Consider the following 24,021-nt stretch of genomic DNA (forward strand, 5'->3'; position numbering starts at 1 on the left):
TCGTCATGGCTAGCTTTCGAGTATTGGACAATAATGTTTTAGTTTCGGCCAATAGACCCGCGGGCGCTTTTTTCGTTCAACATCCCATGCGCAATACCCATATTGACCTTTACGACGCCTTAAATCGTGCCGTGGTCGCCATTGGCAACGACTATCCGCCGGGCCATCTATTGCCCGCCCACGCGCATCGCCGCGCCCAGTTGCTGTACGGCGCCACCGGGGTCATGCACGTGGTGACGCGGGACGGCAACTGGGTCGTGCCGCCTCAACGCGCGGTATGGATTCCCGCAGGGGTCACGCATCAGGTCAGGATGCTGGACGTCAGTACGCGCAGCGCCTATCTGGAACCCGGCGCGGCGCGCGCAGGCCGTTCTGTGTGCGAAGTGATCGAGGTATCTACGCTGCTGCGCCAGCTACTGTCGGAAGCCGTCGACATGCCCGCCGCCTATGACCTTGACGGCCGCGACGGCGCACTTGCTGCGCTGCTGCTGCATGAAGTGGACCGGGCTTGCGTTTTGCCGCTGCATATTCCGCTACCGCGCGACAAGCGCCTGGCGCCGCTGTGCAAAGCATTTATTGCCGCGCCCGATGCGCATGTGCCGCCCCAGATGTGGGCAGATCAACTGCACATGAGCCTGCGTACGTTCAGCCGGTATTTTCGTCAGCAGACAGGGATGGCGTTTTCTGAATGGCGCCAGCGCGCTTGCGTGGTGCTTGCGCTGGCGCGGCTGGCATCCGGCGTGCCGGTGACGACGATTGCGCTGGACTTCGGGTATCAAAGTCCTGCTGCGTTTTCCACCATGTTCCGCCGAGTGCTGGGCCGGCCGCCCACGGAGTATTTGCGGCAGGACTAGGACGCGGCGTTATGCCGCGTACCAAAGTACCGCGAAGAAGTGGCAGATCGTGCCGGCCAGTACGAACAGATGCCAGATGAAATGGCTGTAGCGCCAGCGGTTGTCGAAAACAAAGAACACAACGCCGCCCGTGTAGGCCAGCCCGCCCGCAACCAGCCACCACAGTCCGCCCGTGGGCACGCGCTCGATCAACGGGTTCACCGCGATGATCACCAGCCAGCCCATCGCGAGGTACAGGCCGGTCGACACGGCTGGGCGGTTCAGCCGCTTGCTGGCCTTAAGCCCCACGCCTATCAGCGCCAGACCCCAGACCAAGCCAAACAGCGTCCAGCCCCACGGGCCGCGCAAGGCGCCCAAGGCAAACGGCGTATAGGTTCCGGCGATAAGCAGATAGATGGCCGAATGATCCAGCACGTTGAAAATCTGCTTGGCGCGGCACTTGGGCAGCGCGTGATAGATGGTGGATGCCAGATACAGCAAGCACATCGACAAAGCGAATACGGCTGCCCCGGCAATAAAGGCTGTGTCGCCCTGGCGCACTGCGGCCACGATCAAAATGGGGGCGGCCGCAACGGCTCCCGCCGCGCCTACGCCATGGCTGATGGTGTTGGCGATTTCTTCGCCCAGGGTCTGGGGTCTGTCGTTTGGGAACATGAATGCGTCTTGTTGATGCGAGGCTTCCACCATAGGCGGTTTGCGGCCGCTGCTCAAGCGGCTGGAGGCTCCTTCGTCGATAGATGCGGGCCGCGCTTGATTTTGTGCAAACCGAAGCACACCTCGTGCGACGAAAAGCAGGGCATGGCAGTTACTGTGTGATACATTTCACGCAGCATCAAATCCGCCCTTAGAGGCGGTAAATGTTCGTTGTTCCACGCTTACAACTGCAGCAAATCGTTTGTGCGTTCGCAACAAGACTTACAAGGGGGGACAGGGATGATTGCGGCAATTGGCCTTATGGTGGGGGCTTACATCATTACCCGCATGACAGCGATGTTGACGCGGCCGGACTCAAGCAAAGTGGTCAGGGTGTTGTGCGTGCTGACAATTGCCGTCTCGCTGATGTCCTGTCTGTTCATGTTGACGGGCGGTGGCGCGGCGAAGTTCTAAGGTCCATTCGTCTGCAATCAGGTGGACGAGCTGGTCGGCGTGTCGTCAATGACGATCCGGCGGCATGCAAATGCCGCCGTGCAGCCAAGCGTAGAGGGTTTACTGGCCGAGGCCTAGCAATGGCGCGCAGTTTTACCAATCTGTTTTTCAAAGCCGCAAAAAAACTCAGCAAGCTTCAGCGTGCGGCGTTGCGCATTGCGGCGCCCAAAACCGCAAGAAAGCGCACCGTGTCGGCGCGCAAGGCGGCGGTTGCCGCCCGTCAGGCGGCCCGTGCGGCGCCACCTGCGGCTGCGCGAACGCCTGTGGCGCCTTCCTTGGGCAATGGCCGCTGGGAAGCCTCGCGGCAGTTTTCAGACGGGTCCGGGCGCCAACTGACGTTTGCGCGCTATACGCCTGTATCCGCGCCGCGTAGCGGCATGCCGCTGGTGGTGATGTTGCACGGTTGCCGGCAAACCTCGCTGGCATTTGCGCGTGGTACGCGCATGAATCAATGGGCCGATGCGGGGGGGTTTATGGTGCTGTATCCGCAGCAGTCCATGACTCGCCAGATGCAGCGCTGCTGGCGCTGGTTCCAGCCCGACGCCGATCATGGCGGCGCCGAGGCTGATCTGATCGCAGCGTTGATCCGGGCGGAAATTCCGCGGCATGGTGTGGACCCGGAGCGCGTTTATATCGCCGGTCTGTCAGCGGGGGCGGGCATGGCGGCGCTGGTGGCCTTGCGTCACCCCGCACTGATCGCCGCGCTTGCGATGCATTCCGGGCCGGTGGTGGGTGATGCCCACAGCGCCACCGGCGGCATCGGTACGATGCGGCGCGGCAGCGTCAAGCCCTTGCTGCCCTTGCTTGAAGGCGTGGCGGACCCCGCCGTGTTCAAGCTGGGTATGCCCGCCATGATTCTGCAGGGGCAGTTGGACCCGGCAGTGGTGCCGCGCAATGCCAGGCAGTTGTTCGAACAATTCCGGGCATTGAACGACCTGCGCCCGGAAGATCTTCCCGTTGAACGCGTGCTGGGCCTGGGCACCGAAAAGGCGTACCGGCGTGTAGACATGTTGCAAGGCCGCAAGACAATACTGCGGTTGTGCGAGATCACCCGCGTGGAACACGCCTGGAGTGGCGGCGACGCAGCGGTGAAATACCACGCGCGTGGCGGGCCGGACGCATCTGCGCTGATCTGGCGCTTCTTTCAGGGCTTGCGGCGCACGGGGGCCGTTTTGCCGGATTCGTAGGCTATTGTTCGTCAATCGGGAATGGACATGTCGGGCCCGCAAGACCAAAAATCGGCAGAGGGCGGCGGTAAGATCGCGGCATTCCCGAGACCCCTCCGAGCCCAACGCTGCTCAGTCTTGGCTAGCCTTTTTGGAATATTTCAACATGTCCCTATCCATCTACCAGGTTTCCGTGCCCGCCTTCGTCCGCGGCTTGACCGTGCTGGCCACGCTGTTGGAAAAAGCCGCTGCCCATGCCGATGCCGCAGACATCGATCCGTCCGAACTCATCAATGCCCGTCTGGCCCCTGACATGTATCCGCTGTCGGGGCAGATTCAGCGTGCAAGCGACACGTCCAAGTTCGCCATCCAACGCCTGTCGCAAGGCGAGGCGCCAAAATTTCCTGACGAGGAAACGACGTTCGAACAGTTGCAAAAACGGATCGCGGACACCATTGCATACGTGCAAAGCGTGACGCCAGATCAACTGGACGGATCAGAATCCCGCAAGATCGTTTTGAATGCCGGGGAATTCAAGCCCGAATTCAATGGCGCCAGCTACCTGCTGACTTTTGCGCTGCCCAACTTCTACTTTCACGTCACGACCGCCTATGACATCTTGCGCAATGCAGGCGTGAAAATTGGCAAGTTCGACTTCCTGGGACCGTTCGAACAAGCCAGCCAGGCATAAGTTTGGCGGCACGCCAAGGCGGACAGGAACCCTTGAGTTCCGGTCCGCAGGCACTGCTTATTTTTTTGCAGCGTCGCCGCAGCCGGACATGTCGCCCATTTTGGCCATGTTCTGCTGGATTTCCTCGGGCGATAAATCGGTCTTGTGCGTAGCAATGGACCAGCGGTGGCCAAACGGGTCCACCACCTGGCCATAGCGGTCACCCCAGAACATGTCTGCGGCCGGCATCGTTACCTGGGCGCCTGCGTCTACCGCCTGCTGCATGGCGGCGTCTACGTCGTTCATGTACAGGTGCAGCGTGACCGGCGAGCCTTTTAGCGCTTTGGGTCCCAGGCTGCCCCATTCCGGAAAATCATCCATCAGCATCAGTACGGAATCGCCAATGCGGATAGCGGCGTGCATGACTTTGCCGTTGGGGCCTGGCAATCGTGCCAGCTCTTGGGCGTTGAAGGCCTTTTTATAAAAAGCGATAGCATCCGACGCGCCTTCGCACACGATATGCGGTGTGAGCGTGTGCATGCCTTCGGGAATGGGCTTGTTTGAAGGGGTGGCCATGGTGTGTCTCCTAAGGTGGGCAATGACTGCACGGATAAGAGGGGCGGCCACCCGCGCTGCGGTTCAGGCCGTCCTGACACTACGACGAACGGGAGGTGCCGGTTTCGACACGCCGTCCAAAAATATTTATCGAACAGGGACGGGCTTATTTCGCGACCAGTGTGCTGAAGCCGCCCCAGCACATGCGCTTGAAATCAAACACGCCTTCGCAGGACATGCCTGTCAGCCGGGGGTCTTCCATGACTTTGGCGTTGATCCGGTCGCGTTCGGCCTTGTTCGCGTACAAGATCCACGCAAACACGACGGTCTCGCCTTCGCGCGCGCCGGCGGCCGCCGTGAACGACCCGAAGCCTTCCCGGTCAATGTCATCCGCCACGCATTCGCGGTAATCCAGCGCCCCGTACTCCAGCCAGATTGCCTTCGCCTGCTCTGCCATTTTTGTGTACGTCGGCAGGTTTGCCTTGGGTACGCTTAGCAGGTAACCATCTATATATTTTTCCATCGATGTCTCCTTGGACCCATGTTGTTTTATCCGGTGACGCAACGCCCGCGAGCCGGGTCTGTACCGTGTTTGCCACCGTCCGGCGTGAGGCCGGTAGATGTCACTTTATCGGGGTTGGCCGGCAATTCAGATAGGGGATTGCGACATTCCTGCGGGTGCGAAGTTGGCGGCAACGGCACGACGGCGTTCCGGAATATCTTCAATAAATACTGCGGCATGTCGCCCGTTGGCTATCGCGAGCGTTATCAATAGCGCGGGTCGTACGGCACGATCTCCGGTCTTCGTGCGGCATAAATCGCCGAATTGCTTTGAATTCGCGATATCTTTTTCAGCAGCGATTGCTAATTCTCAAACATAAATTATAAAAATCTTGCCAAATGTTTCGTAGGTTTTAGACTAGGGTTTTCCCTTATCGATGTTCCGTGTGTGCCGCGCTGACCGCGCGGTATTGGCTGGGGATCGACACTCTTGAATCTAGAAACTATGACGATTTCCCGCTTCAATATTGGCAACTTATCTATTGCAACCCGGCTGGCGCTGGGGTTTGGCGCCGTGCTTGCGCTGTTGCTGGCTCTGACGGGCCTGTCCCAATACGAACTTACGCACATTGGCCGTATCAACCAGACGATCACTCAAGACACATGGACGAAGGCAAACGCCATTGCGACCATCGATGTCACCACGCGCGCCAATGCGCGGACCAATCTGGAATTGATCGTCAATACCGACCCCCAGGCAGCCGCCAAACTTTTCCAGCGTGTAGACGCTAACCGCCAGGTGATCGATCAGGCGCTGGCGACAATGCGGCCGTTTTTTGATACCCCGCAGGAACGCGAAACGCTACAGACGCTGGAAGCTGTGCGCGGCCGCTATGTGAAATCGTTCCAGGCGGTGGGCGCGTTGCTGAAAAGCGGCGAGCGCGAGGCGGCGCGTCAGCGTCTGCTGGATGAAACGCTGCCTATTCTGGATAGTTTGCAGGACCGCATCATCGAGATTTCCAAAATTCAATCTGCGGAAATGACCGAAGCCGGCACCGCCAGCCAGAAAGTGATCGATGACGCAGGCCGGATGAACCTGGTCTTGTCGGGCTTGGCTTTAGTCCTTGGCGCTTTCTTCGCATGGCGCGCCGCCAAATCCGTGACAGGTCCTCTCGCTCAAGCGGTCACCGTGGCGGAGGCCGTGGCGCGGGGCGATCTGGGTCACCCCATTGAAGCGCGGACCAAGGACGAGACGGGCCGCCTGATGCGCGCGCTGCACGACATGCAGGAAAAACTGGCTGATGCGGTCCGCAGCATACGCGCGGGGTCGGAAACGATCTCCAGCGCCTCGGGCCAAATCGCGGCCGGCAACACCGATTTGTCCAGCCGTACTGAACAGCAGGCGGCGTCCCTGGAAGAAACTGCTGCATCGATGGAGGAGCTGGCATCAACGGTGAAGCAGAACGCCGACAATGCGCTGCAAGCCAATCAGTTGGCCGCCAGCGCGTCGGCCATCGCGCAGCGTGGCGGCGTTGTCGTATCTGCTGTGGTGAACACCATGGGCGACATCTCTGCCAGCTCGCGCAAGATCTCCGAGATCGTATCGGTGATTGACGGCATCGCCTTCCAAACCAATATCCTGGCGTTGAATGCCGCAGTGGAAGCGGCGCGTGCGGGCGAACAAGGCAAGGGCTTTGCCGTCGTAGCGGGCGAAGTGCGTTCGCTTGCGCAGCGCAGCGCGCAGGCGGCGCGTGAAATCAAGCAATTGATTGAGCATTCTGCCGGCCGGGTCAGCGAAGGTTCCACTCAAGTGGAAAACGCCGGTGCAACGATGCAGGAAGTCGTGGCATCAGTGAAACGCGTGACCGACATCATGGGCGAGATCGCGGCGGCATCGCAAGAACAAGCCAGTGGCATTGATCAAGTAAACCGCGCCGTGTCGCAGATGGACGAGGTGACTCAGCAGAATGCCGCCCTGGTGGAAGAGGCTGCGGCCGCCGCGGGTTCCATGCAGGATCAGGCGCGCGAGCTGGTCAGAGCCGTGGGGGTATTCCGTCTGGCAGAAGATGTCCGCCATCGCGATGCCGTTGGGCTTCCCGCTCCGGGCCGCAGGACGTTGATGCTGACGTGAAGGCGGCGCGTCTGCTGCGGCGATAGCGGATCGCATGGGCAGTCGCGCCGGTCAGGCCTTGCGTGATGTTCAGGCGTCAGGCAACGCCATCACGTAGTTTGCCCAAGGCCACGGCAATGTCTTCCAGAACCGGACCCCAAGTGTCCGGTTCACATTGCCGGAACAGGCGCACCGACGGATACCAGGGCGTGTCGCCGCGATCCAGCAGCCAGCGCCAGTCGGGCACAAAGGGCAGCATGACCCACGCTGGGCAACCCAGCGCGCCAGCCAGATGCACCGGCGACGAATCAACCGACACCAGCACGTCGAGCAGTGTGAGGATGGCGGCGGTGTCGTCAAAGTCACGGATTTCATCGCTTAGCGGCACGATGTTCATGCCTGCGGGCGGATCGCTTGCCTGCGCGGCGGCGGGCCCTTTTTGCAGGGCCACGAACGTCACGCCTTGCTGCGCCAGCGGCGCCAAGTCTGATAGCGCGAGAGAGCGTCGCGCATCGTTTGTGTGCGTCGGCCGGCCTGCCCAGACCAGTCCCACCAAAGGCCGTGGCAGCGATGCCAGCCGCTTTTTCCAGTGCTCAACGCGGTCTGGATCGGCGCGTAGATAGCGGGTACTGACAGGCAAGTCACTCAATTGCAGACCGAGCGCCATGGGCAGGCTCATCAGCTCGCAATGGCAATCAAAGGCAGGGGGGATCATGCCCAAACGGATGATCTCGTCGAACCCTCCGCTGCGTGCGGCAAGAGGATAGCTTTCCGGATTGACTTCCAAGATGACCCGGGCGCCGCTGCGCGCACGTGCCTGCGCGACCAGACGCAGGAACTGGAAGGTGTCGCCGTACCCTTGTTCGTCGTGGATCAACAGTGTTTGACCGGCGATGGATTGCCCGTCCCAGCGGGGCTTCTGTACGTGGCGTCGCAATAACGCCGTGTGTGTCAGCTGGTAGCGGAAGCGGTACTCGCGCCAGCCTGCGTCGAAGTCACCTTGCAACAGCATGACCTCGGCCAGATCGAAGCGCGCATGCAGATCACCTGGCACCGTGCGGGCGACCATCTCCAGAATGGTGCGCGCCTCATCCACCTTGCCTTGCGGGCGCAGCGCATGCACCAGCAATTTCCACAGGACGATCGGGCCGGAGCCTGATGCCAGCGGCTGACGCAACATGGCCTCGGCCTCGGCGTAACGCTGCGCTTGCAGCAGGGCTTGCGCCTGCGTTCGCAAGGCTTCCAGGGCGGCGGCATCTGGAAGGCCGCCGCCCGTCATCGTGCCGGCAGGGACTGCCGCCGTGTTCAGGCCTTGCGCTTCAAGGTGGCGCAGCAAAGCGTGCTCGATTTTCGCCAGATTCTGATAAGCGTCCTTGAACTGGGGATCGATCTCGATCGCCCGCCGTACCGACGCCAAGGCCTCGTCATGGAGGCCATCGTCACTGAGTGTCAGCGCAAGATTGCTGAGCGCCTGCGCGTAATCGGGGTTTAGTTCCAACGCTCGCCGGTAGTGCGTTTGCGCTGCCCCGCCATTCCCCAGACGCTTGTAAGTGTTGGCCAGATTATTGTGCGCATCGGCGCTATCCGGCAGCAGCTCTGCCACTCGCTGCAAACACTCCAGACTAGCTTCGAGCTTGCCAGCCTCTTGCAGAATGATGCCCAGGTTGTTCCAGGCGCCGACCAGCTTTGAGTCGGACGCGATCGCTCGGCGGGCGAAACTCTCGGCCTCTGGCAGTAAGCCTTGCTGGCGGCACATTTCGGCCAGATTGCTGCAATACAGAGCGGGCGCAATTGGAGACCGGCAAGCCTCGCGCAAGTGGGCAATCGCCACGTCCGCCTGGCCATAAGCGTGCGCCATCAATCCCAATAGATGCCTGGCATCCGTCTGATCTGGGGCCACGGCCAATACCCGCAAGCAAAGTTGCTCGGCTTGAGGCGCCTGCCCGGCATTCCAATGGGCATAGGCTTTATTCAATGCGTCGGGAATCGTCAGCGTATTCGCGACAGGAAAGTTGTTTTTGCTCAAGAAAGAGCTCCACGGCTGGGGCGCAGGGGTAGGGGAGCGCGCATTATCGTTCAATGCGGCTTGGTGGCGCAGCGAATTGTGCGCCGAGGGTTCTCTTTAACGTGTGCACCGACGTTTCCCGGCAATGCGGGGCTCAGCCGTTTCATTGCAAAATGCAGTCTGCCTCTATTTCCCTTCGCCATACATGACGTCAATTCAACAGGTTCATGACCTCTTTTCCAGGTTCGGTGAACTCCGTTCGCAGCCGCAAGACCTATGGCGCGGCGATATCCCGCTGCCCAAAGTCTTGGCCGAGTTCTACGAACGCGTCGGCCCCTGGGGTGCGACCTACCATGAGAACGTCGGCCCGGTTGGTATTGCGTTGGCCGAGACAAACATCAGTTTTCCGCCACTGCATCGGCTGTGGGCGCTTCAGGCGGGTTACCGCTGGGATGCGTCAAACGGGCAGCGCGTGGCAGATTGGCAGGACAACTGGCTAGTAATCGCTGACCAGAATGCCGATCCGTTCATTCTGGATACTGCAAGCGGCCGAATCCTGCACGCCATTCATGGAACGGGAGCGTGGGACCCGGGCGAGATAGCGCCAGACCTGTACACACTGGCGGCTGCCCTGGCCGCAATCGGCGTGGTATGCCTGGATGCGGATGAAGACTGGCGCGATGACGACTGGGTAGTCAAGCCGCAGCACCGGGCGCGCGCACTGCTTGAGGTGACTCAAATCATGGGCAGCGCAGACGACGCCGGTAATTTGCTGGATGTGCTGGAGTTGTAGGCGTGGCGGGTTAAATAGTAGATCGACTGATATACCAGTTCTAAGTGCTATCTCGGTATGGCATTGCGCTAAATTCTCAATGTTTGAAGCGCGAAGTGTTATTAACCTGATCTCCGATTTCCACATTTCTCTGTGAGGGGATGGTCGGAAATTAGAGTGTTTTTCTAATGGTCGTCGATGCGCTCGTTGCGGTAATCATGGGTTAAAGATATTCAAAGTTTTTTGTGGGTTATCATCGGCGCGCTAATTAGTGCGTTTCGTATGAAAACCGGATCGGGCGATGCCCGAAGTTAAAAAAGCTTGAATATAAAAATCCGATATGACGACCCAACACGTAGTCTCGAGTTTTACGCTGCAAGATCAGATTAGTTCCAATAACACCCGATACAGATTGAAGCTCCAGCCTTTGGCGGCGGCTGTGTTGCGTGCAATGGCTCCGGCATGGGCTATTGGAAGCGTCCTGCTGTTGAGTTCGGCGATGGCGCAGGCAACAGTGATCGGCGATGGCATTTCATTGCAGCTTCCCTTTGATTCTGTGGATGATGCGCCGATATACATGGCTGGCGGGTCGCTGATCGCGGCGGCCGATGTGGACCTCTCACCGCTACAAAGACTGATTTTTCAAGCAGGCAAGCTTAGTACCGTTGCTGCGGATACTGGCGCGCAATTCAACATACGCGCGCCAGCCTTGGATATTTTTGGCACGGCGCAGTTTGGTGCCGCTGGCCATGCCGGGCTGGTTGAATTGTTCGGTGGCGGACTGGTTAACGTTGGCCCGCAAGCGGCCTTGCGTGTAGAGGCTGGCATGTTGCGCAACGCGTCCGGGCACGATGTGCTGAGTCAAATCACGAGTCAAGCAACGGAGACTTACATCGGGCCAGCTGGCACGTTGGAATTTCACGGCGGATCGGCATATATCAAGAATCTGCAAGGTAGCGGAATGCTCGATATCGGAGCCGGTTCACCCGAAACCCTGACCATTGAGGAAGGCAATTTCTCAGGCGGAATATGGGGCGGCGCAAAGTTGAACAAAGTGTCGCCTGGCACTCTTGTGCTGTCCGGTAGTAACGGCTTTAGTAGCGCAGTTACGGTTTCCGCTGGAACTTTGCAAATTGGCGGTAACGGACAGTATGGTAGCCAAAGAGGCGGGAATGTTATCAACAATGGCAAACTTGTCTTTGATCAGGCCCAATCCGGCATCGCGGGAGATCTTTCGGGCACAGGCAGTATCCATGCCAAGAATGGCAGTTTTGTTAGCTTGCGGGGTGCGAATACGTACAGCGGCAGCACGACCATTGATTCTGGTTCTCAAGTCTTCATTGCCGGCGCCTCCAATAGCAATAGCGCTGGGCTAGGTTCGGGCGAGGTTATTAATAACGGGCGCCTCAACGTTCAACGTGAAGGCGATACTCGCTTGGACAACCTGATTTCGGGTTCTGGTGAAATTTATTTCAATGGCACAGGGCGGTTGACGTTGACGGCCAACAATACCTACGCCGGCGAGACTCAGGTTTCGAACGGGGGCACGTTAGAGTTCGGCGACGGAGGTTTAACAGGTAGCGCAGGCACGGGGCGATTGGGTGGCGCTTCAGGCGCAACATATATCTTCAATCGCAGCAATAACTTTCTGGTTGAGAACGATATTGGGTACTTTGGCGGCAGCCTGGTCAAGAAAGGCGCAGGCCAGATGACTGCGTCGGGCATTTTGGGGGGTGGGCAAGGGCGTGTGGATATTCAGGAAGGCGCACTCAGGATACTGAATAACGCTGCGCCGACGATGATTTCTCCGGGGACGATCAACGTGCAGGCGGGGGCGGCGGTCATCTTTGACAACTCCGAACTCCTGTTGCTTGCAGAAAATCTGACGGGGCAGGGTGGCCTCAAAAAGACCGGTACGGCAAGATTTACCTATTCGGGCGATGGTTCGGCATTCTCGGGTGCAAGCGTTGTCGAAGGCGGCGAGCTGTACCTGTCGAACGGGATGCTAGGCGGGACCGTGACAGTGAACACGGGTGGACGCCTGCAGGGCGACGGTCGCGTTGGGAGCACACAGGTGCAGTCCGGGGGGATGCTGGTTAGTTCGGGCTATAGCAGATTGTGGGTCGATGGCGACTTGACGCTCAAGGATGGCGCTACGTTCCGGTACTACCTGGGCACTGCGGGGGCGACAGCTGGTACTCCGGGTACCACAGGCAGGACACGGGCGACCGGAGATCTCGAACTGAACGGCAAGCTGCAAGTCCGTGACAATGGGGCGCCAACGCTCGGCTATTACCGCATGTTTACTTACGGTGGGGCACTGCGCGGAACGGGGCTGACTTTGGACACGATCCCCGCCGGTCATAGCCGCGACCAATTCTCGATTGACACCACCCAATCTGGTTTTGTGGATCTGCGTGTGACGCCCGCAGGCAGTCCCGATACCTTGCTCGTCTGGAAAGGCGGCTCCGGCACCTGGGGATCGGACAGCATGCAATGGCAGGCGGATGGCCAGGCAAATTGGGCTGGCCTGTGGGGCGCTCAGCATGCGGTGTTCAAGGACACCGCAGGTACCGTTTCTGTAGCTGGCACTCAGACATTCAAAGGGCTGCAATTCGTATCTGACGGTTGGCAAATCGGTTCGCATAGCAATGGCGGTGTCCTGCAAACTGCCAACGACGGCAGCGAGCTGCGTGTGCTCGATGCAACGTCCGCCACGATCAGCACGCCGATCCAAGGCAGTGGTGCGGTGGACAAGACGGGGCGGGGAACGCTGGTATTGACAGGCACCAATCTGCACAGCGGCGGTACACGCCTAAGTGAAGGCGTTTTGAGTGTGTCTCGGGATGCGAACCTGGGCGCAAGTGCAGGGGAATTGGTCTTCAATGGCGGTGCCTTGCGCGTGACGGGCCAGAGTTTTGCGCAGACGTCCCGATCAATTCAATGGGGCGCGCAGGGCGGTGGTTTTGACATTGATGCAGATGGCCACGTTTTCACGGTCAACCAAGCCCTGGTGGGTAGCGGCGATTTGGTCAAGGCGGGCGCGGGAACATTGGTGCTGGCTGGGGCAAACGCCTATGGCAACACGCAAGTCCAAGCAGGCACGCTGGTAGGCAATACCGATTCGATCCGAGGCCAATTGCGCAACGATGGGACGGTAGTGTTTGACCAAGCTCGCGATGGGTCTTTTGGTGGAGACATTTCGGGCGCTGGCCAATTAAAAAAGACGGGGGTTGGCAATCTGACCTTGACAGGGGTTAGCGCTCAGAATTGGCGTGTGGATAGGGGAGCGCTTGTCGCTTCTGCGGGCATGCTGGCGGGCAACGTCGATCTGGCTGCGATGGGCGCCTTGCATCTAAATGCGGCGCAATCGTCCAATTTTTCAGGGGTCGTTTCGGGTAATGGCGCGGTGACCAAGCTGGGCGCTGGCATGCTGTCGCTGACTGGCGATAGTTCGGCATTTTCGGGGACGACGGCTGTCGACGAAGGCGTGTTGTCCGTCGGTATCAACGGGCAAGGCAAGCTGGGCGGTACGGTAACCGTGGCGCGCGATGCGGCATTGCAAGGCACGGGCACGGTGGGTACGACCGTTGTGCGGACGGGCGGCATCATCGCGCCCGGTAACTCCATCGGCACGTTGCACGTGGCAGGCGATTTGACGCTTGAATCCGGATCGGTTTACCGGGTGGAAGCAGACCCTCAATCGGACCGCAGCGACCGCATTGTTGTCAGCGGCACGGCAAACTTGGCAGGCTCCGTTTTGCATGTGGGACCGGACGGAAACTTGGCAGGCGAGCGCACCTATACGATCCTGACAGCGAGTCAGTTGAACGGCACGTTTGCCTCCGCGTCATCATCGTTCGCGTTTCTGACGGCCAATCTGGGTTACGACAACCAGGCTGTCACCTTGCGTCTTGACCGTAAAGGGATGCCGGCGACGCCGAATACGCCTGACTCTCAGGCTATGCGCTTTGCGGATGCGGCAAACACGTCGAATCAACGTGCCACGGCCAATGCGCTAGACAGTATGTCTGGGGCTGATCCGCTCTATCAATACGTGCTGACGTTGCCGGAAGGCGCGCCCGCCGCGGTGTTCGATAATCTGTCTGGCGAGGCGCACGCCAGCGTTGTCTCCAGTTTGAATAACGTTGGCAGTATCGCGAGAAGCCTGCCTTTCAAAAGTCTGCGTGCCAATCTTGACGCAGGCTTGGCGCCAGGCACAGCAACGGCACAGGCTGGCGTGGGTAGTCCTCTGAAGGCCGCATTACCTAGCTCGGCAGCACAACCCGCATGGGCGGAGCTGGTCGGTAATTGGCAAACGCTGAATGGTGACGGCAATGCGTCGCGTGTGGATCAGCGCACTGGAGGTGTGTTCGTTGGCGCTGATCACGCCGTGGGCAGAGGCTGGCGATTGGGAGGTGCACTGGGTTACACCGACAGTCGAGTTCGCGTGGATGCCAATTCGTCCAAGGCCGATGCGGACAGCTACAGCGCCATGATCTACGGCGGCAAAGCTATCCAGGCAGGGTCGGGCAAGCTCAATTTTCTTGTGGGTGCGGGATACACCTGGCACGACATCTCCACGACGCGCAATGTCGCCGCGGCTGGGCAATTGCAAAAGCTGACGGCGGATTATGGCGCCAGTACCAGCCAGCTTTTTGCCGAACTGGGTTATGCCGTGCCGATAGCGGAGCGCGCGCAGTTGGAACCCTTTGCGGGGTTGGCATGGTCAGATACCCGAACCCGGGGCTTTCAGGAGTCGGGGGGGATTGCTGCATTGAGCGGTGAGGGCAGCCGCAACAGCGTTACCACCACGACATTGGGGTTGCGCGGCCAGACCGCATTCTCCCTGGGTACGACGGAAGGAAAACTCCGAGCGGCAGCAGGCTGGCGCCATGCTTTTGGCGATGTTGAATCGCGCGCGCGCCTGGCGTTCGATGGCAGCCAACCCTTTACTGTGTCAGGCGCCCCGCTGGCTCGCAACGCGGCGTTCACGGAATTAGGGCTGGATGTGGCGGTCTCGCGATCGGCAAGCATCGGCATCACGTATAGCGGCCAGTACGGTGGCGGCAATCGTGAGAATGCCGGCACCGTGGGCGTAACGTGGCGGTATTGATAGCGTTAGAGCGGCAAAGCCCGCTCCACGCTTCCCGCCAGAATTTGCGCCGTCGCGGCCGACAAGGTCCAGCCTAAATGCCCATGCCCGGTGTTGTAGAACACGCCGGGCCGCTTGCCCGGCCCGACGCGCGGCATCATGTTTGGCGTCATCGGGCGCAGGCCGCACCACGGGACGACGCGTGACGTGCGGATCTGGGGGAAGTGTTTGCGGGTCCAGTCGATCAACGGTTGCACGCGCTCGGCCCGGATGTCCATATTGAAGCCATTGAACTCGGCGGTGCCCGCCACGCGGAAACGGTCGCCCAGACGGCTGGTGACGATCTTGGCGGCTTCATCCAGCAGACTGACGCTGGGGGCGGCGGCCTGGCTTTGATCGTCGTCCAGGTGCACGCTGATCGAGTAGCCCTTGACCGGATAGATGTTCAGCGTGTCGCCCAGTTGCCGGGCAAACTGGCGGCTGAGAGCACCCGCGCAGACAACGATGGCATCGGTCTCATGCTGTTCGCTTTCGGCGCCGCCGTTGCGCCGCACATCCAGCACATAAGGGCGGCTGTCGCGGCTGATGTTGCCAATGTCGGCATCGTGGACAAATTTGACACCGCGGCGCTCGCAGGCGCGCGCAAGACCGCTGGTGAATTTGTGTATGTCACCCGTGGCATCGGACGGCGTGTAAAAACCGCCATAGCAGTCCGTGAGCAATGCGGGTTCGATATTGCGCGCTTCCTGGCTGGACACGGCATAGCGTTCCAGGCCGCCTTCTTGCAGTAGTTTGTTGGCACGGTCGGCCGTCTTGAAGCTGGCGGCGTCGTGATAAATGTGCAGGATGCCGCGCCGTTCCAGGTCGAAGTCTATGCCTTCGTCTTCCGCCATTGCATACAAGTGCTGGCGCGCCTCAATGGCGAGCCGGGTGGTGTCGATGGTGTTTTGGCGATAGTTGGGAATCTGCCCCATGAATTGCGCCAGCCATGAATACTTGTGCCAGCTGGGCTTGGGGTTCAGCAGCAAAGGCGCATTTTTGCGCCACATCCAGCGCAACCCTTTCAGGACGGTGGCGCTGCTGTTCCAGACTTCGGCGTTGCTGGCCGACAACTGCCCGCCGTTGGCGTAAGACGTTTCCATGGCGGGGTAGCGCTGCCGGTCGTAAACGGTGACTTGGTATCCCAGCTTTGACAGGGCGTAGGCAGACGTGACGCCGGTGATACCGGCGCCAATGATGGCGATGCGGGGCATGATGGCTCCAGATTGAGTGGCCACGGCCATTCTTGGCCGCAGCACCCCATCTGTCTCTGTACCTGAGAGCTTCACTCGCTCGCGCTGATGGCGGCGGGTTCCCCTTCGGTGGGCGCGCATGGCGCCTCTCTCCAGATTGTCTAGACTCGCGCAGTCCTGTTGCCTGAGAGTTTCCGGGGCGGTTGCTCCGTCGGCGCCGGCCGCAGGGGCCAGTCTCTTCTGCGCGGTTGTGAATCGACCCGAGCAGCATAGCCAAATTTACGCCGATGTTCGTTAAGGGTTAACGCTAGGGGAACAGCTGCCGCGTTACGATTCCACCCGGTGCGCCGCTTTCCGGACCGACGCGCGCCGCTTCAATCAGATCATTAAAAAGAACCCGTTTTGGAATGAAATCGATGCGCCGCCGCTTTATGGTTAGAACTGGGATTGCGATGTTGATGGGCATGGTTTGTGCAGTTGCGCAGGGCGCGGCAGCTTCGCAGCCTGCCGATCCGGCACTGGACGCCGTGGTGGATCAGGCTGCACAAGCGGCCATGCAGGAATTCGGTATCCCCGGGCTTGCCATCGCGATCACGCATCAAGGCAAGCAACGCTTCTACAACTATGGCGTGGCCTCGCGGCAGACGGGGGTAGCGGTCACCAGCGACACTTTGTTTGAACTGGGCTCGATCAGCAAAACCTTTACGGTGACGTTGGCCGCCTATGCGCAGGCAGAGGGCAAACTGGCCTTGAGCGATAGTCCGGCAAAGTATGTGCCGGAGCTTGCCGGTAGCGATTTTGCAAAGCTGTCACTGGTGCATCTGGCTACGCATACGGGAGGCGGTTTCCCCTTGCAAGTGCCCGATGCGGTCAAGGACCGCGCGCAGCTGATGGCGTACCTGAAAGCCTGGAAGCCGCAGTACGCAGCGGGTACGCAACGCACTTACGCCAACCCCAGCATCGGCATGTTGGGCATGGCGACGGCCAACGCCATGAAGCAGCCGTTCACCACCGCGATGGAGCAGAACCTGTTCCCGAAGCTCGGGCTGTCCAGCACCTATATCGATGTGCCTGCCGCAAAGATGGCTTCCTATGCGCAGGGCTATAACCAACAGGATGCGCCGGTGCGCGTCAACCCGGGCGTGCTGGCCGCCGAGGCTTATGGCGTGAAGAGCAGCGCGCGCGACATGATCCGTTTTGTCGACGTCAACCTGGGGCGGACCGATGTGGCGCCGCTGTTGAAGCAGGCGGTTGCGGATACGCATGTCGGCTATTACGAGCTGGGCGATATGACGCAGGATTTGGTGTGGGAGCAGTATCGGTATCCGGTGACGCTTGCCTCCCTGCTGTCCGGCAACGCGGGTTCGATGAACAGGCAGAGCCATGCCGTCGTCGCGCTGAACCCTCCGCTGGCGCCGCAATCCGCTACGTGGATCAACAAGACGGGATCGACAAATGGATTTGGCGGCTATGTGGCGTTTGTGCCGTCCAAGCAGTTGGGGATTGTGATTCTTGCCAACCGCAACTACCCGAACGAGGCGCGAGTGAAGCTGGCTTACCGGATTCTGGGCGAATTGGACCGGTAGCAGGACCCGGCCGCATTCTGATTTTGTGTTTGCATGATTGCTGGTACACAGAACAAAATCGACCGCATCCTGCCGCACGCCGTTGCGGCCCATTCCCTGACAGGAGTTCCCATGAGCCTTGCCCCCGCTACCGAAACCTTGGCCGACCTGCGCGTGGACGGCGTCCGTCTGTGGCAGTCTTTGATGGATCTGGCCCGGATCGGCGGTACAGAAAAAGGCGGTGTGTGCCGTCTGGCATTGACTGATCTGGACCGGCAAGGACGCGATCTATTCGTCAGTTGGGTCGAGGACGCAGGCTGTGAGGTGCGCGTGGATGCCATAGGCAATATTTTTGCGCGCCGTCCGGGGCGCAATAACGCCTTGCCTGTGGTGATGACGGGCAGCCATATCGACACGCAGCCTACGGGCGGAAAGTTCGATGGCAATTATGGTGTGCTGGCCGGTTTAGAGGTGATGCGCACGTTGAATGACGCCGGAGTGCAAACGGAAGCGCCGCTTGAATTGGCTGTGTGGACCAACGAAGAGGGCTCGCGCTTTGTGCCCGTGATGATGGGGTCCGGCGTGTATGCGGGCGCGTTTACGCTGGAGCACGCGTTGTCACAGCAAGACCGCGAAGGAGTGAGTGTGCGCGAGGCGTTGGCCACGGTTGGCTATGACGGCAAGGCTGCGGTGCCGCCGGCGCAAACCGGCGGCGTCGGCGCGTACTTCGAGGCGCATATCGAGCAAGGCCCGGTGTTGGAAGCCGCAGACACCGTTATCGGCGTGGTGACGGCGGCGCTGGGCCAGCGCTGGTACGACGTGGTGCTGACCGGTGTCGAGGCGCATGCCGGTCCGACGCCCATGCCGCTGCGCCGCGACGCCTTGCTCGCCGCGTCTGACCTGGTGTTGGCAGTCAACCAGATTGCGCTGGCGCATGCGCCGGATGCACGCGGAACCGTGGGCTGGATGGATGTATTTCCCAATTCCCGCAATGTGATTCCTGGCCGCGTCAGCATGACGGTGGATTTACGCGCGGCTGACGACGCGACACTGCTGGCGATGGACGCCGCCTTGCGGGCTGCCGTCGACGCTGCGGCGCAAAGCCGGGGCGTGACGGCTCAGATTGAACAGGTGGTGTATTTTGCGCCGCAGCCTTTTGATCCCGCCTTGGTGCAATTTGTGCGCGAAGGCGCTCGCGCCTTGTCCTTGTCCGAGATGAATGTGGTCAGCGGTGCAGGGCATGACGCGGTGTATCTTGCGCGTGTGGCGCCCGCGGCGATGATCTTCGTGCCGTGCAAGGACGGCATCAGCCACAATGAAATCGAAGATGCCCGCCCGGATCATCTGGAAGCAGGATGCAATGTCCTGCTGCGCGCCATGCTGGCGCAGGCAGGCGTCGCGCGGTAATCAGCACGCGTGGTGCACCAAGGCGGCGCATGCTGCGCTGCCTTGGTGCTGCATTTCACTCCCAGAAACACTAGTCGCGCGAGGCCAAACCCGCGCTTTGGCCGCGCGGCCCAGCCGCCGCCCGGGGATTCCAAGCCGCTCCCGGTACATACCCTGACGCGCCGCGAATGCGCCTCCAATGGCACAGATCTTGCTTATACAAATTCTGTGTACTAACTCTGTTCACGCGTTTGTCACCCTCGCGAGGGAACGCGTGTCCGGCGTTGGTTCCTTCATCCGGCTCCTCGCCATGCAAGACATTGGAGAACCACAATGCAGACACGGAGTATCCGCATCAAATCCCTGGCCGCCGCGCTTGCGCTGACGGCAGCAGGCGCCGCCGCTACCACCACGGCGCATGCCGAAAAGGTATTGCGTATCGGCATGACAGCAGGGGACATTCCCCGCACGCTGGGCCAGCCCGATCAAGGTTTCGAGGGCAATCGCTTCACCGGCATTCCGATGTACGACGGTCTGACGCAGTGGGACCTGTCCAAGAAGGACGGGGCCAGTGTATTGATTCCGGATCTGGCAGTGTCGTGGGACGTGGATGCCGCGGACAAAACCAAATGGGTTTTCAAACTGCGTCCTGGCGTGAAGTTCCATGATGGGTCGGACTTCAATGCGGACGCCGTGGTGTGGAACGTGGGCAAGGTGCTGGACAAGAGCGCGCCGCAGTTCGACCCCAGTCAGGTCGGAGTGACGGCATCGCGCATGCCAACGCTGGTGTCGGCAAAAAAGATTGATGATCTGACGGTAGAGCTGGTGACGTCCGAGCCGGATTCGTTCCTGCCTATCAACCTGACCAATCTCTACATGGCGTCGCCCGCCCAGTGGAAGAAGAAGCTGGCCGAGGTGCCGGCATCGGTGACCGATGCGGCCGAGCGTTCGCAGAAGGCATGGGCCGCATTTGCCGCTGATGCCTCGGGCACGGGTCCGTTCAAGATGGCTAAATTTGTGCCGCGCGAACGTCTGGAAGTCGTCAAGTACGACCAGTATTGGGATGACAAGCGCCGTCCGAAAATTGACCGCGTGGTGATGCTGCCGCTGCCGGAAGCCAACTCCCGCACTGCCGCCCTGATGTCGGGCCAGGTCGATTGGATCGAAGCGCCCGCGCCCGATGCGTTTGACGCCATCAAGGCGCGTGGGTTTGTGATTTATTCCAATGAGCAGCCCCACGTGTGGCCGTGGCAACTCTCGTTCAAAGAAGGTTCGCCCTGGCTGGATCAGCGGGTGCGTCAGGCCGCCAATCTTTGTGTGAACCGTGGTGAGCTCAAGCAACTGCTGGGCGGCATGATGGCCGAACCCAAGGGCACCGTGCCGCCGGGTCATCCGTGGTGGGGCAACCCCAAGTTCGACATCAAGTACGACCCGGATGCTGCGCGCAAGCTGATGGCCGACGCTGGTTACTCCAAGGCCAAACCCGTCAAGGTCAAAGTGCAGACGTCGGCGTCCGGTTCGGGCCAGATGCAGCCTTTGCCCATGAACGAATTCGTGCAGCAGAACCTGAAGGACTGCTACTTCGACGTGAGCTTTGACGTGGTGGAATGGAACACGCTGTTTACCAACTGGCGCAAGGGCGCAAAGGACCCTTCCGCCAACGGCAGCGATGCCATCAACGTCAGCTTTGCGGCGATGGACCCGTTCTTTGCCATCGTGCGCTTTGTCAGCACCAAGACCTTTCCGCCCACCTCCAATAATTGGGGATATTTCGGCAACGCCGAGATCGACGGTTTGATCAAGGATGCGCGCACAACCTTCACGCCCGCAGAGCGCGACGCCGCGCTGGCCAAGTTGCATGCGCGTGTGGTGGAAGAGGCGCCGTTTGTGTGGATTGCGCATGATGTCGGCCCGCGCGCCATTTCGCCGAAGGTCAAGGGCGTGGTGCAGCCCAAGAGCTGGTTTATTGATATCGCCACGATGTCGATGGACTGATCTTGAACGCGCTGGATGCCGCATGTGCGGCGTCCAGCGACTTAGCCGGTGACGCCTATGCTGTCTTATATCTTCCGGCGCGTCGTGTACGCCCTGCCCATTATGGCGGGCGTCGCGCTGCTCTGTTTTCTGCTGATCCATCTGGCGCCAGGCGATCCTCTGGTGTCCATTCTTCCGCCTGACGCATCCGCCGATCTGCAACGGCAACTGATGCAGCTTTATGGCTTTGACCGGCCGCTAGTCGAGCAATTCGCCGGTTGGCTGTGGCGTGCGCTGCACGGCGACTTGGGCACATCTATTGCCACGGGGCGGCCAGTGGCCGGCGAAGTGTTCAAAGCCGTGGGCAACACCTTGCGGCTGGCCTGTCTGGCCACGGTGCTGGGTTTCATCGTGGGCGCTTTTCTGGGGTTTGTGGGCGGTTATTACCGCAACTCGGTGATGGACCGCATTGCGTCGTTTGTGTCCGTCATCGGTGTCAGCGTGCCGCACTATTGGCTGGGCATGGTGCTGGTCATTGTGTTTTCCACGCAGCTGATGTGGTTGCCTCCCACTGGCGCTGGACCCGGCGGTTCGGGTGAGTGGACGGCAGACTGGGCGCACATCCGGCACATGATCCTGCCCGCGGTCACGATGTCGGTAATCCCGATGGGCATCATCGCCCGCACCGTGCGCGCGCTGGTGGCAGAAACCTTATCGCAAGAGTTTGTGGTGGGCCTGCGAGCTCGCGGTCTGACCGACCTTGGCGTGTTTTTGCACGTTGTCAAAAACTGCGCGCCGACGGCCCTGGCCGTGATGGGCTTGCAGCTGGGTTATCTGCTGGGCGGGTCCATTCTGATCGAAACAGTCTTTTCGTGGCCAGGCACGGGCTTCTTGCTGAACGCCGCGATCTTTCAGCGCGATCTGCCGCTGCTGCAAGGCACGATCCTGGTGCTGGCCTTGTTCTTCGTGATCCTGAATCTGGCGGTCGACATCCTGCAAGGCCTGTTCGACCCACGTATCGAAAGGAGTTAGGGACATGACGGATTCCGTTGCAAGCCTGGGCGCCGCGCTCGCTGTGGCGCCGGTGACCCGATCACCGGGTTATTGGTCCAATGTGCTGCGCCGCCTGCGGCGCGACCCGCTGGCGTTGACGGCCGGGGGCATCATTCTGGCGCTGATTATCGTTGCGATACTGGCGCCCTGGATCACGCCGGCCGATCCTTTTCAAGCCTCCATGCTCAAGCGCTTGCGCCCGATCGGTACCGAAGGATATCCGCTGGGCGCAGACGAGCTGGGGCGCGACATGCTGTCGCGTTTGATGCTGGGCGCGCGATTGTCGTTGTTCATGGGTATCGTGCCCGTCATCATCGCCTTTGTGGTGGGCAGCGCTATCGGCATTCTGGCCGGTTATGCGGGCGGCTGGACCAGTACGCTCATCATGCGGGTCGTGGATGTGTTCTACGCATTTCCGTCGGTGCTGCTGGCCATTGCGCTGTCGGGCACGCTGGGCGCGGGCATCTTCAATGCCATTGTGTCGCTGACGATTGTTTTTGTGCCGCAGATCGTGCGCGTGGCCGAAAGCGTCACCACGCAGGTGCGGCGCAGCGACTACGTGGATGCGGCGCGTGCGTCAGGCGCGTCGCCGTTCACCATCGTGCGCGCGCATGTGTTGTCCAACGTGCTGGGCCCCATCTTTGTGTATTCCACCAGCCTGATATCCGTGTCCATGATTCTGGCGTCGGGCCTGTCCTTTCTGGGCTTGGGCGTGCGCCCGCCCGAGCCGGAATGGGGTTTGATGCTGAACACGCTGCGCACGGCCATCTATACCCAGCCTTGGGTTGCGGCTCTGCCAGGCGTGATGATCTTCATTACGTCCATGTCCTTCAATCTGCTGTCTGATGGACTGCGGTCCGCCATGGAGGTCAAGGAATGAGCGCCGTCATCGATCGTGATCCCCGCATTGCCCACCAGGACATTGGCGGCCCGGCGCAACCGCTGTTGAGCGTGCGCGGGCTGGTCAAACACTTTCCTTTGAAGCGCGATCCGTTGTCACGGCGTCAAGGCGGCAATGCCGTGCGAGCCGTGGATGGCGTGGACTTCGATATCAAGAAGGGCGAGACGCTGGGCGTGGTGGGCGAGTCTGGCTGCGGAAAATCCACGACGGCGCGGCTGGTCATGCAGTTGATCATGCAGGACAGGGGCGAACTCGTGTTTGACGGCGTGGCGGTCGGGTCGCGTGCGCTGGCGCTGCGTGAATTCCGCCGCCAGACGCAGATGGTGTTTCAGGACAGCTACTCGTCGCTGAACCCGCGTATGACAATCGAAGACTCCATCGCATTCGGGCCGCTGGTGCATGGCAGCGGCAAGCATGACGCGATCGCGGTGGCGCGCGGGCTGCTGGGCCGCGTCGGGCTGGACGCGCAACGTTTTGCCGGCCGCTATCCGCATGAACTATCCGGCGGCCAGCGCCAGCGCGTCAATATCGCGCGTGCGCTGGCCCTGCATCCGCGGCTGGTGATTCTGGACGAAGCGGTGTCCGCGCTGGACAAGTCGGTTGAGGCGCAGGTGTTGAATCTGCTGCTGGATTTGAAAGACGACTTTGGGCTGACGTACATGTTCATCAGTCACGACCTGAACGTCGTGCGGTATATCTCGGATCGCGTCATGGTCATGTATCTGGGCGAGGTCGTGGAACTGGGGCCCGTGGATCAGGTGTTCGATGCCCCCCGTCATCCCTATACCCAGGCGCTGCTGCGTTCCATGCCATCCATGGAACCCGGCGTACGCACGGAGGTCGCGCCCCTGTCTGGCGATCCACCCAATCCGATTGATCCCCCGTCCGGCTGCCGTTTCCATACGCGCTGCGCACAGGCGCGCGCAGCCTGTGCGGCCCAGGCGCCCGCCATGACGCAGCAAGACGGCCACGCCGTCCGTTGCCTGATCCATCAGCCCGAATCCGGCTACGCCGCATCAGGAGCGCTGGCATGACC

General features: G+C 60.5%; 20 protein-coding genes, 1 pseudogene and 2 riboswitches. Of the genes and pseudogenes, 14 read left to right on the forward strand and 7 right to left on the reverse strand.

Annotated features, from left to right (window positions below; all coding sequences use genetic code 11):
* Nucleotides 1–86 precede the first annotated feature (86 nt).
* Complete coding sequence (locus RAS12_RS01955) at nucleotides 87–854, forward strand: AraC family transcriptional regulator (RefSeq protein WP_306944820.1); 768 nt, start codon at nucleotides 87–89, stop codon at nucleotides 852–854.
* Nucleotides 855–863: 9 nt separating this feature from the next.
* Here the strand turns inward: RAS12_RS01955 and trhA are convergent, their stop codons facing one another.
* Nucleotides 864–1,508 (reverse strand): PAQR family membrane homeostasis protein TrhA, encoded by a 645-nt coding sequence (gene trhA / locus RAS12_RS01960; protein WP_306951728.1) that lies wholly within the window; start codon nucleotides 1,506–1,508, stop codon nucleotides 864–866.
* Nucleotides 1,509–1,787: 279 nt separating this feature from the next.
* Here trhA and RAS12_RS01965 point away from each other — a divergent pair, with 279 nt between their 5' ends.
* From RAS12_RS01965 to RAS12_RS01975, 3 genes are all read left to right on the forward strand, one after another.
* Nucleotides 1,788–1,961 (forward strand): hypothetical protein, encoded by a 174-nt coding sequence (locus RAS12_RS01965; RefSeq protein WP_306944821.1) that lies wholly within the window; start codon nucleotides 1,788–1,790, stop codon nucleotides 1,959–1,961.
* 119 nt (nucleotides 1,962–2,080) lie between these two features.
* Nucleotides 2,081–3,187: an extracellular catalytic domain type 1 short-chain-length polyhydroxyalkanoate depolymerase gene (locus RAS12_RS01970; RefSeq protein ID WP_306944822.1), complete on the forward strand. Its 1,107-nt coding sequence runs from the start codon at nucleotides 2,081–2,083 to the stop codon at nucleotides 3,185–3,187.
* A 145-nt stretch (nucleotides 3,188–3,332) separates the two neighbouring features.
* Nucleotides 3,333–3,857, forward strand: a complete 525-nt coding sequence (locus RAS12_RS01975; protein ID WP_306944823.1) for a DUF1993 domain-containing protein — start codon at nucleotides 3,333–3,335, stop codon at nucleotides 3,855–3,857.
* 57 nt (nucleotides 3,858–3,914) lie between these two features.
* Here RAS12_RS01975 and RAS12_RS01980 read toward each other — a convergent pair whose 3' ends face one another.
* Both RAS12_RS01980 and RAS12_RS01985 read right to left on the reverse strand, forming a co-directional pair.
* Entirely contained in the window at nucleotides 3,915–4,412 is a 498-nt protein-coding gene (locus RAS12_RS01980) for a VOC family protein (protein WP_306944824.1), read from the reverse strand.
* Nucleotides 4,413–4,557: 145 nt separating this feature from the next.
* Nucleotides 4,558–4,914 (reverse strand): DUF1428 domain-containing protein, encoded by a 357-nt coding sequence (locus RAS12_RS01985; RefSeq protein ID WP_306944825.1) that lies wholly within the window; start codon nucleotides 4,912–4,914, stop codon nucleotides 4,558–4,560.
* Nucleotides 4,915–5,382: 468 nt separating this feature from the next.
* Between RAS12_RS01985 and RAS12_RS01990 the strand changes: the two genes are divergently transcribed.
* Nucleotides 5,383–7,023 carry a methyl-accepting chemotaxis protein gene (locus RAS12_RS01990; protein ID WP_306944826.1) on the forward strand — a complete coding sequence of 547 codons (1,641 nt, stop codon included), beginning with the start codon at nucleotides 5,383–5,385 and terminating at the stop codon, nucleotides 7,021–7,023.
* A 76-nt stretch (nucleotides 7,024–7,099) separates the two neighbouring features.
* On the opposite strand, the gene RAS12_RS01995 is transcribed toward RAS12_RS01990, so the two are convergent.
* A complete protein-coding gene (locus RAS12_RS01995; protein ID WP_306944827.1) occupies nucleotides 7,100–9,028 on the reverse strand; it encodes a tetratricopeptide repeat protein in 1,929 nt (642 codons plus the stop codon).
* 184 nt (nucleotides 9,029–9,212) lie between these two features.
* Here RAS12_RS01995 and RAS12_RS02000 point away from each other — a divergent pair, with 184 nt between their 5' ends.
* The gene (locus tag RAS12_RS02000) at nucleotides 9,213–9,800 is read left to right on the forward strand and encodes a hypothetical protein (RefSeq protein ID WP_306944828.1); all 588 of its coding nucleotides are present in this window, start codon (nucleotides 9,213–9,215) and stop codon (nucleotides 9,798–9,800) included.
* Nucleotides 9,801–10,404: 604 nt separating this feature from the next.
* Here the strand turns inward: RAS12_RS02000 and RAS12_RS02005 are convergent.
* Nucleotides 10,405–10,644 carry a hypothetical protein gene (locus RAS12_RS02005; protein ID WP_306944829.1) on the reverse strand — a complete coding sequence of 80 codons (240 nt, stop codon included), beginning with the start codon at nucleotides 10,642–10,644 and terminating at the stop codon, nucleotides 10,405–10,407.
* A gap of 96 nt (nucleotides 10,645–10,740) precedes the next feature.
* On the opposite strand from RAS12_RS02005, the pseudogene RAS12_RS30990 reads away from it, so the two are divergent.
* Both RAS12_RS30990 and RAS12_RS02010 read left to right on the forward strand, forming a co-directional pair.
* Nucleotides 10,741–11,106, forward strand: a pseudogene (locus RAS12_RS30990) (autotransporter-associated beta strand repeat-containing protein); the annotation flags it as partial.
* 108 nt (nucleotides 11,107–11,214) lie between these two features.
* Nucleotides 11,215–14,895 (forward strand): autotransporter domain-containing protein, encoded by a 3,681-nt coding sequence (locus tag RAS12_RS02010; protein WP_306944830.1) that lies wholly within the window; start codon nucleotides 11,215–11,217, stop codon nucleotides 14,893–14,895.
* A 5-nt stretch (nucleotides 14,896–14,900) separates the two neighbouring features.
* On the opposite strand, the gene RAS12_RS02015 is transcribed toward RAS12_RS02010, so the two are convergent.
* Both RAS12_RS02015 and RAS12_RS02020 read right to left on the reverse strand, forming a co-directional pair.
* Complete coding sequence (locus tag RAS12_RS02015) at nucleotides 14,901–16,127, reverse strand: D-amino acid dehydrogenase (protein WP_306944831.1); 1,227 nt, start codon at nucleotides 16,125–16,127, stop codon at nucleotides 14,901–14,903.
* Between the two features lie 40 nt (nucleotides 16,128–16,167).
* Nucleotides 16,168–16,268: riboswitch (glycine riboswitch) on the reverse strand.
* Nucleotides 16,269–16,359, reverse strand: a riboswitch (glycine riboswitch).
* A gap of 54 nt (nucleotides 16,360–16,413) precedes the next feature.
* Complete coding sequence (locus RAS12_RS02020) at nucleotides 16,414–16,572, reverse strand: hypothetical protein (protein ID WP_306944832.1); 159 nt, start codon at nucleotides 16,570–16,572, stop codon at nucleotides 16,414–16,416.
* On the opposite strand from RAS12_RS02020, the gene ampC reads away from it, so the two are divergent.
* From ampC to RAS12_RS02050, 6 genes are all read left to right on the forward strand, one after another.
* Nucleotides 16,523–17,692, forward strand: a complete 1,170-nt coding sequence (gene ampC, locus RAS12_RS02025) for a class C beta-lactamase (protein ID WP_371321240.1) — start codon at nucleotides 16,523–16,525, stop codon at nucleotides 17,690–17,692. The genes RAS12_RS02020 and ampC overlap by 50 nt on opposite strands.
* Before the next feature lie 111 nt (nucleotides 17,693–17,803).
* The gene (locus RAS12_RS02030) at nucleotides 17,804–19,078 is read left to right on the forward strand and encodes a Zn-dependent hydrolase (RefSeq protein ID WP_306944834.1); all 1,275 of its coding nucleotides are present in this window, start codon (nucleotides 17,804–17,806) and stop codon (nucleotides 19,076–19,078) included.
* A 312-nt stretch (nucleotides 19,079–19,390) separates the two neighbouring features.
* On the forward strand, nucleotides 19,391–21,052 hold the full coding sequence (locus tag RAS12_RS02035; protein ID WP_306944835.1) for an ABC transporter substrate-binding protein: 1,662 nt from the start codon (nucleotides 19,391–19,393) through the stop codon (nucleotides 21,050–21,052).
* Nucleotides 21,053–21,109: 57 nt separating this feature from the next.
* Nucleotides 21,110–22,063, forward strand: a complete 954-nt coding sequence (locus RAS12_RS02040) for an ABC transporter permease (RefSeq protein ID WP_306944836.1) — start codon at nucleotides 21,110–21,112, stop codon at nucleotides 22,061–22,063.
* A gap of 4 nt (nucleotides 22,064–22,067) precedes the next feature.
* Complete coding sequence (locus RAS12_RS02045; RefSeq protein ID WP_306944837.1) at nucleotides 22,068–22,964, forward strand: ABC transporter permease; 897 nt, start codon at nucleotides 22,068–22,070, stop codon at nucleotides 22,962–22,964.
* Nucleotides 22,961–24,019 (forward strand): ABC transporter ATP-binding protein, encoded by a 1,059-nt coding sequence (locus RAS12_RS02050; RefSeq protein ID WP_306944838.1) that lies wholly within the window; start codon nucleotides 22,961–22,963, stop codon nucleotides 24,017–24,019. The genes RAS12_RS02045 and RAS12_RS02050 overlap by 4 nt, the downstream gene beginning before the upstream one ends.
* Nucleotides 24,020–24,021: the final 2 nt, after the last annotated feature.

The organism is Achromobacter seleniivolatilans, from assembly GCF_030864005.1.
Lineage (GTDB): Bacteria > Pseudomonadota > Gammaproteobacteria > Burkholderiales > Burkholderiaceae_B > Achromobacter > Achromobacter seleniivolatilans.

Bases quoted from the DNA above. Each gene is read 5' to 3' on its own strand.
- RAS12_RS02000 (WP_306944828.1), top strand. From the start codon at position 9,213: ATGACGTCAATTCAACAGGTTCATGACCTCTTTTCCAGGTTCGGTGAA.
- RAS12_RS02030 (WP_306944834.1), top strand. From the start codon at position 17,804: ATGAGCCTTGCCCCCGCTACCGAAACCTTGGCCGACCTGCGCGTGGAC.
- RAS12_RS02020 (WP_306944832.1), bottom strand. From the start codon at position 16,572: ATGCCCATCAACATCGCAATCCCAGTTCTAACCATAAAGCGGCGGCGC.
- RAS12_RS01970 (WP_306944822.1), top strand. From the start codon at position 2,081: ATGGCGCGCAGTTTTACCAATCTGTTTTTCAAAGCCGCAAAAAAACTC.
- RAS12_RS01975 (WP_306944823.1), top strand. From the start codon at position 3,333: ATGTCCCTATCCATCTACCAGGTTTCCGTGCCCGCCTTCGTCCGCGGC.
- RAS12_RS02040 (WP_306944836.1), top strand. From the start codon at position 21,110: ATGCTGTCTTATATCTTCCGGCGCGTCGTGTACGCCCTGCCCATTATG.
- ampC (WP_371321240.1), top strand. From the start codon at position 16,523: ATGCGCCGCCGCTTTATGGTTAGAACTGGGATTGCGATGTTGATGGGC.
- RAS12_RS01980 (WP_306944824.1), bottom strand. From the start codon at position 4,412: ATGGCCACCCCTTCAAACAAGCCCATTCCCGAAGGCATGCACACGCTC.
- RAS12_RS02045 (WP_306944837.1), top strand. From the start codon at position 22,068: ATGACGGATTCCGTTGCAAGCCTGGGCGCCGCGCTCGCTGTGGCGCCG.
- RAS12_RS02015 (WP_306944831.1), bottom strand. From the start codon at position 16,127: ATGCCCCGCATCGCCATCATTGGCGCCGGTATCACCGGCGTCACGTCT.
- RAS12_RS01985 (WP_306944825.1), bottom strand. From the start codon at position 4,914: ATGGAAAAATATATAGATGGTTACCTGCTAAGCGTACCCAAGGCAAAC.
- RAS12_RS02035 (WP_306944835.1), top strand. From the start codon at position 19,391: ATGCAGACACGGAGTATCCGCATCAAATCCCTGGCCGCCGCGCTTGCG.
- RAS12_RS01955 (WP_306944820.1), top strand. From the start codon at position 87: ATGCGCAATACCCATATTGACCTTTACGACGCCTTAAATCGTGCCGTG.
- trhA (WP_306951728.1), bottom strand. From the start codon at position 1,508: ATGTTCCCAAACGACAGACCCCAGACCCTGGGCGAAGAAATCGCCAAC.
- RAS12_RS01965 (WP_306944821.1), top strand. From the start codon at position 1,788: ATGATTGCGGCAATTGGCCTTATGGTGGGGGCTTACATCATTACCCGC.
- RAS12_RS02050 (WP_306944838.1), top strand. From the start codon at position 22,961: ATGAGCGCCGTCATCGATCGTGATCCCCGCATTGCCCACCAGGACATT.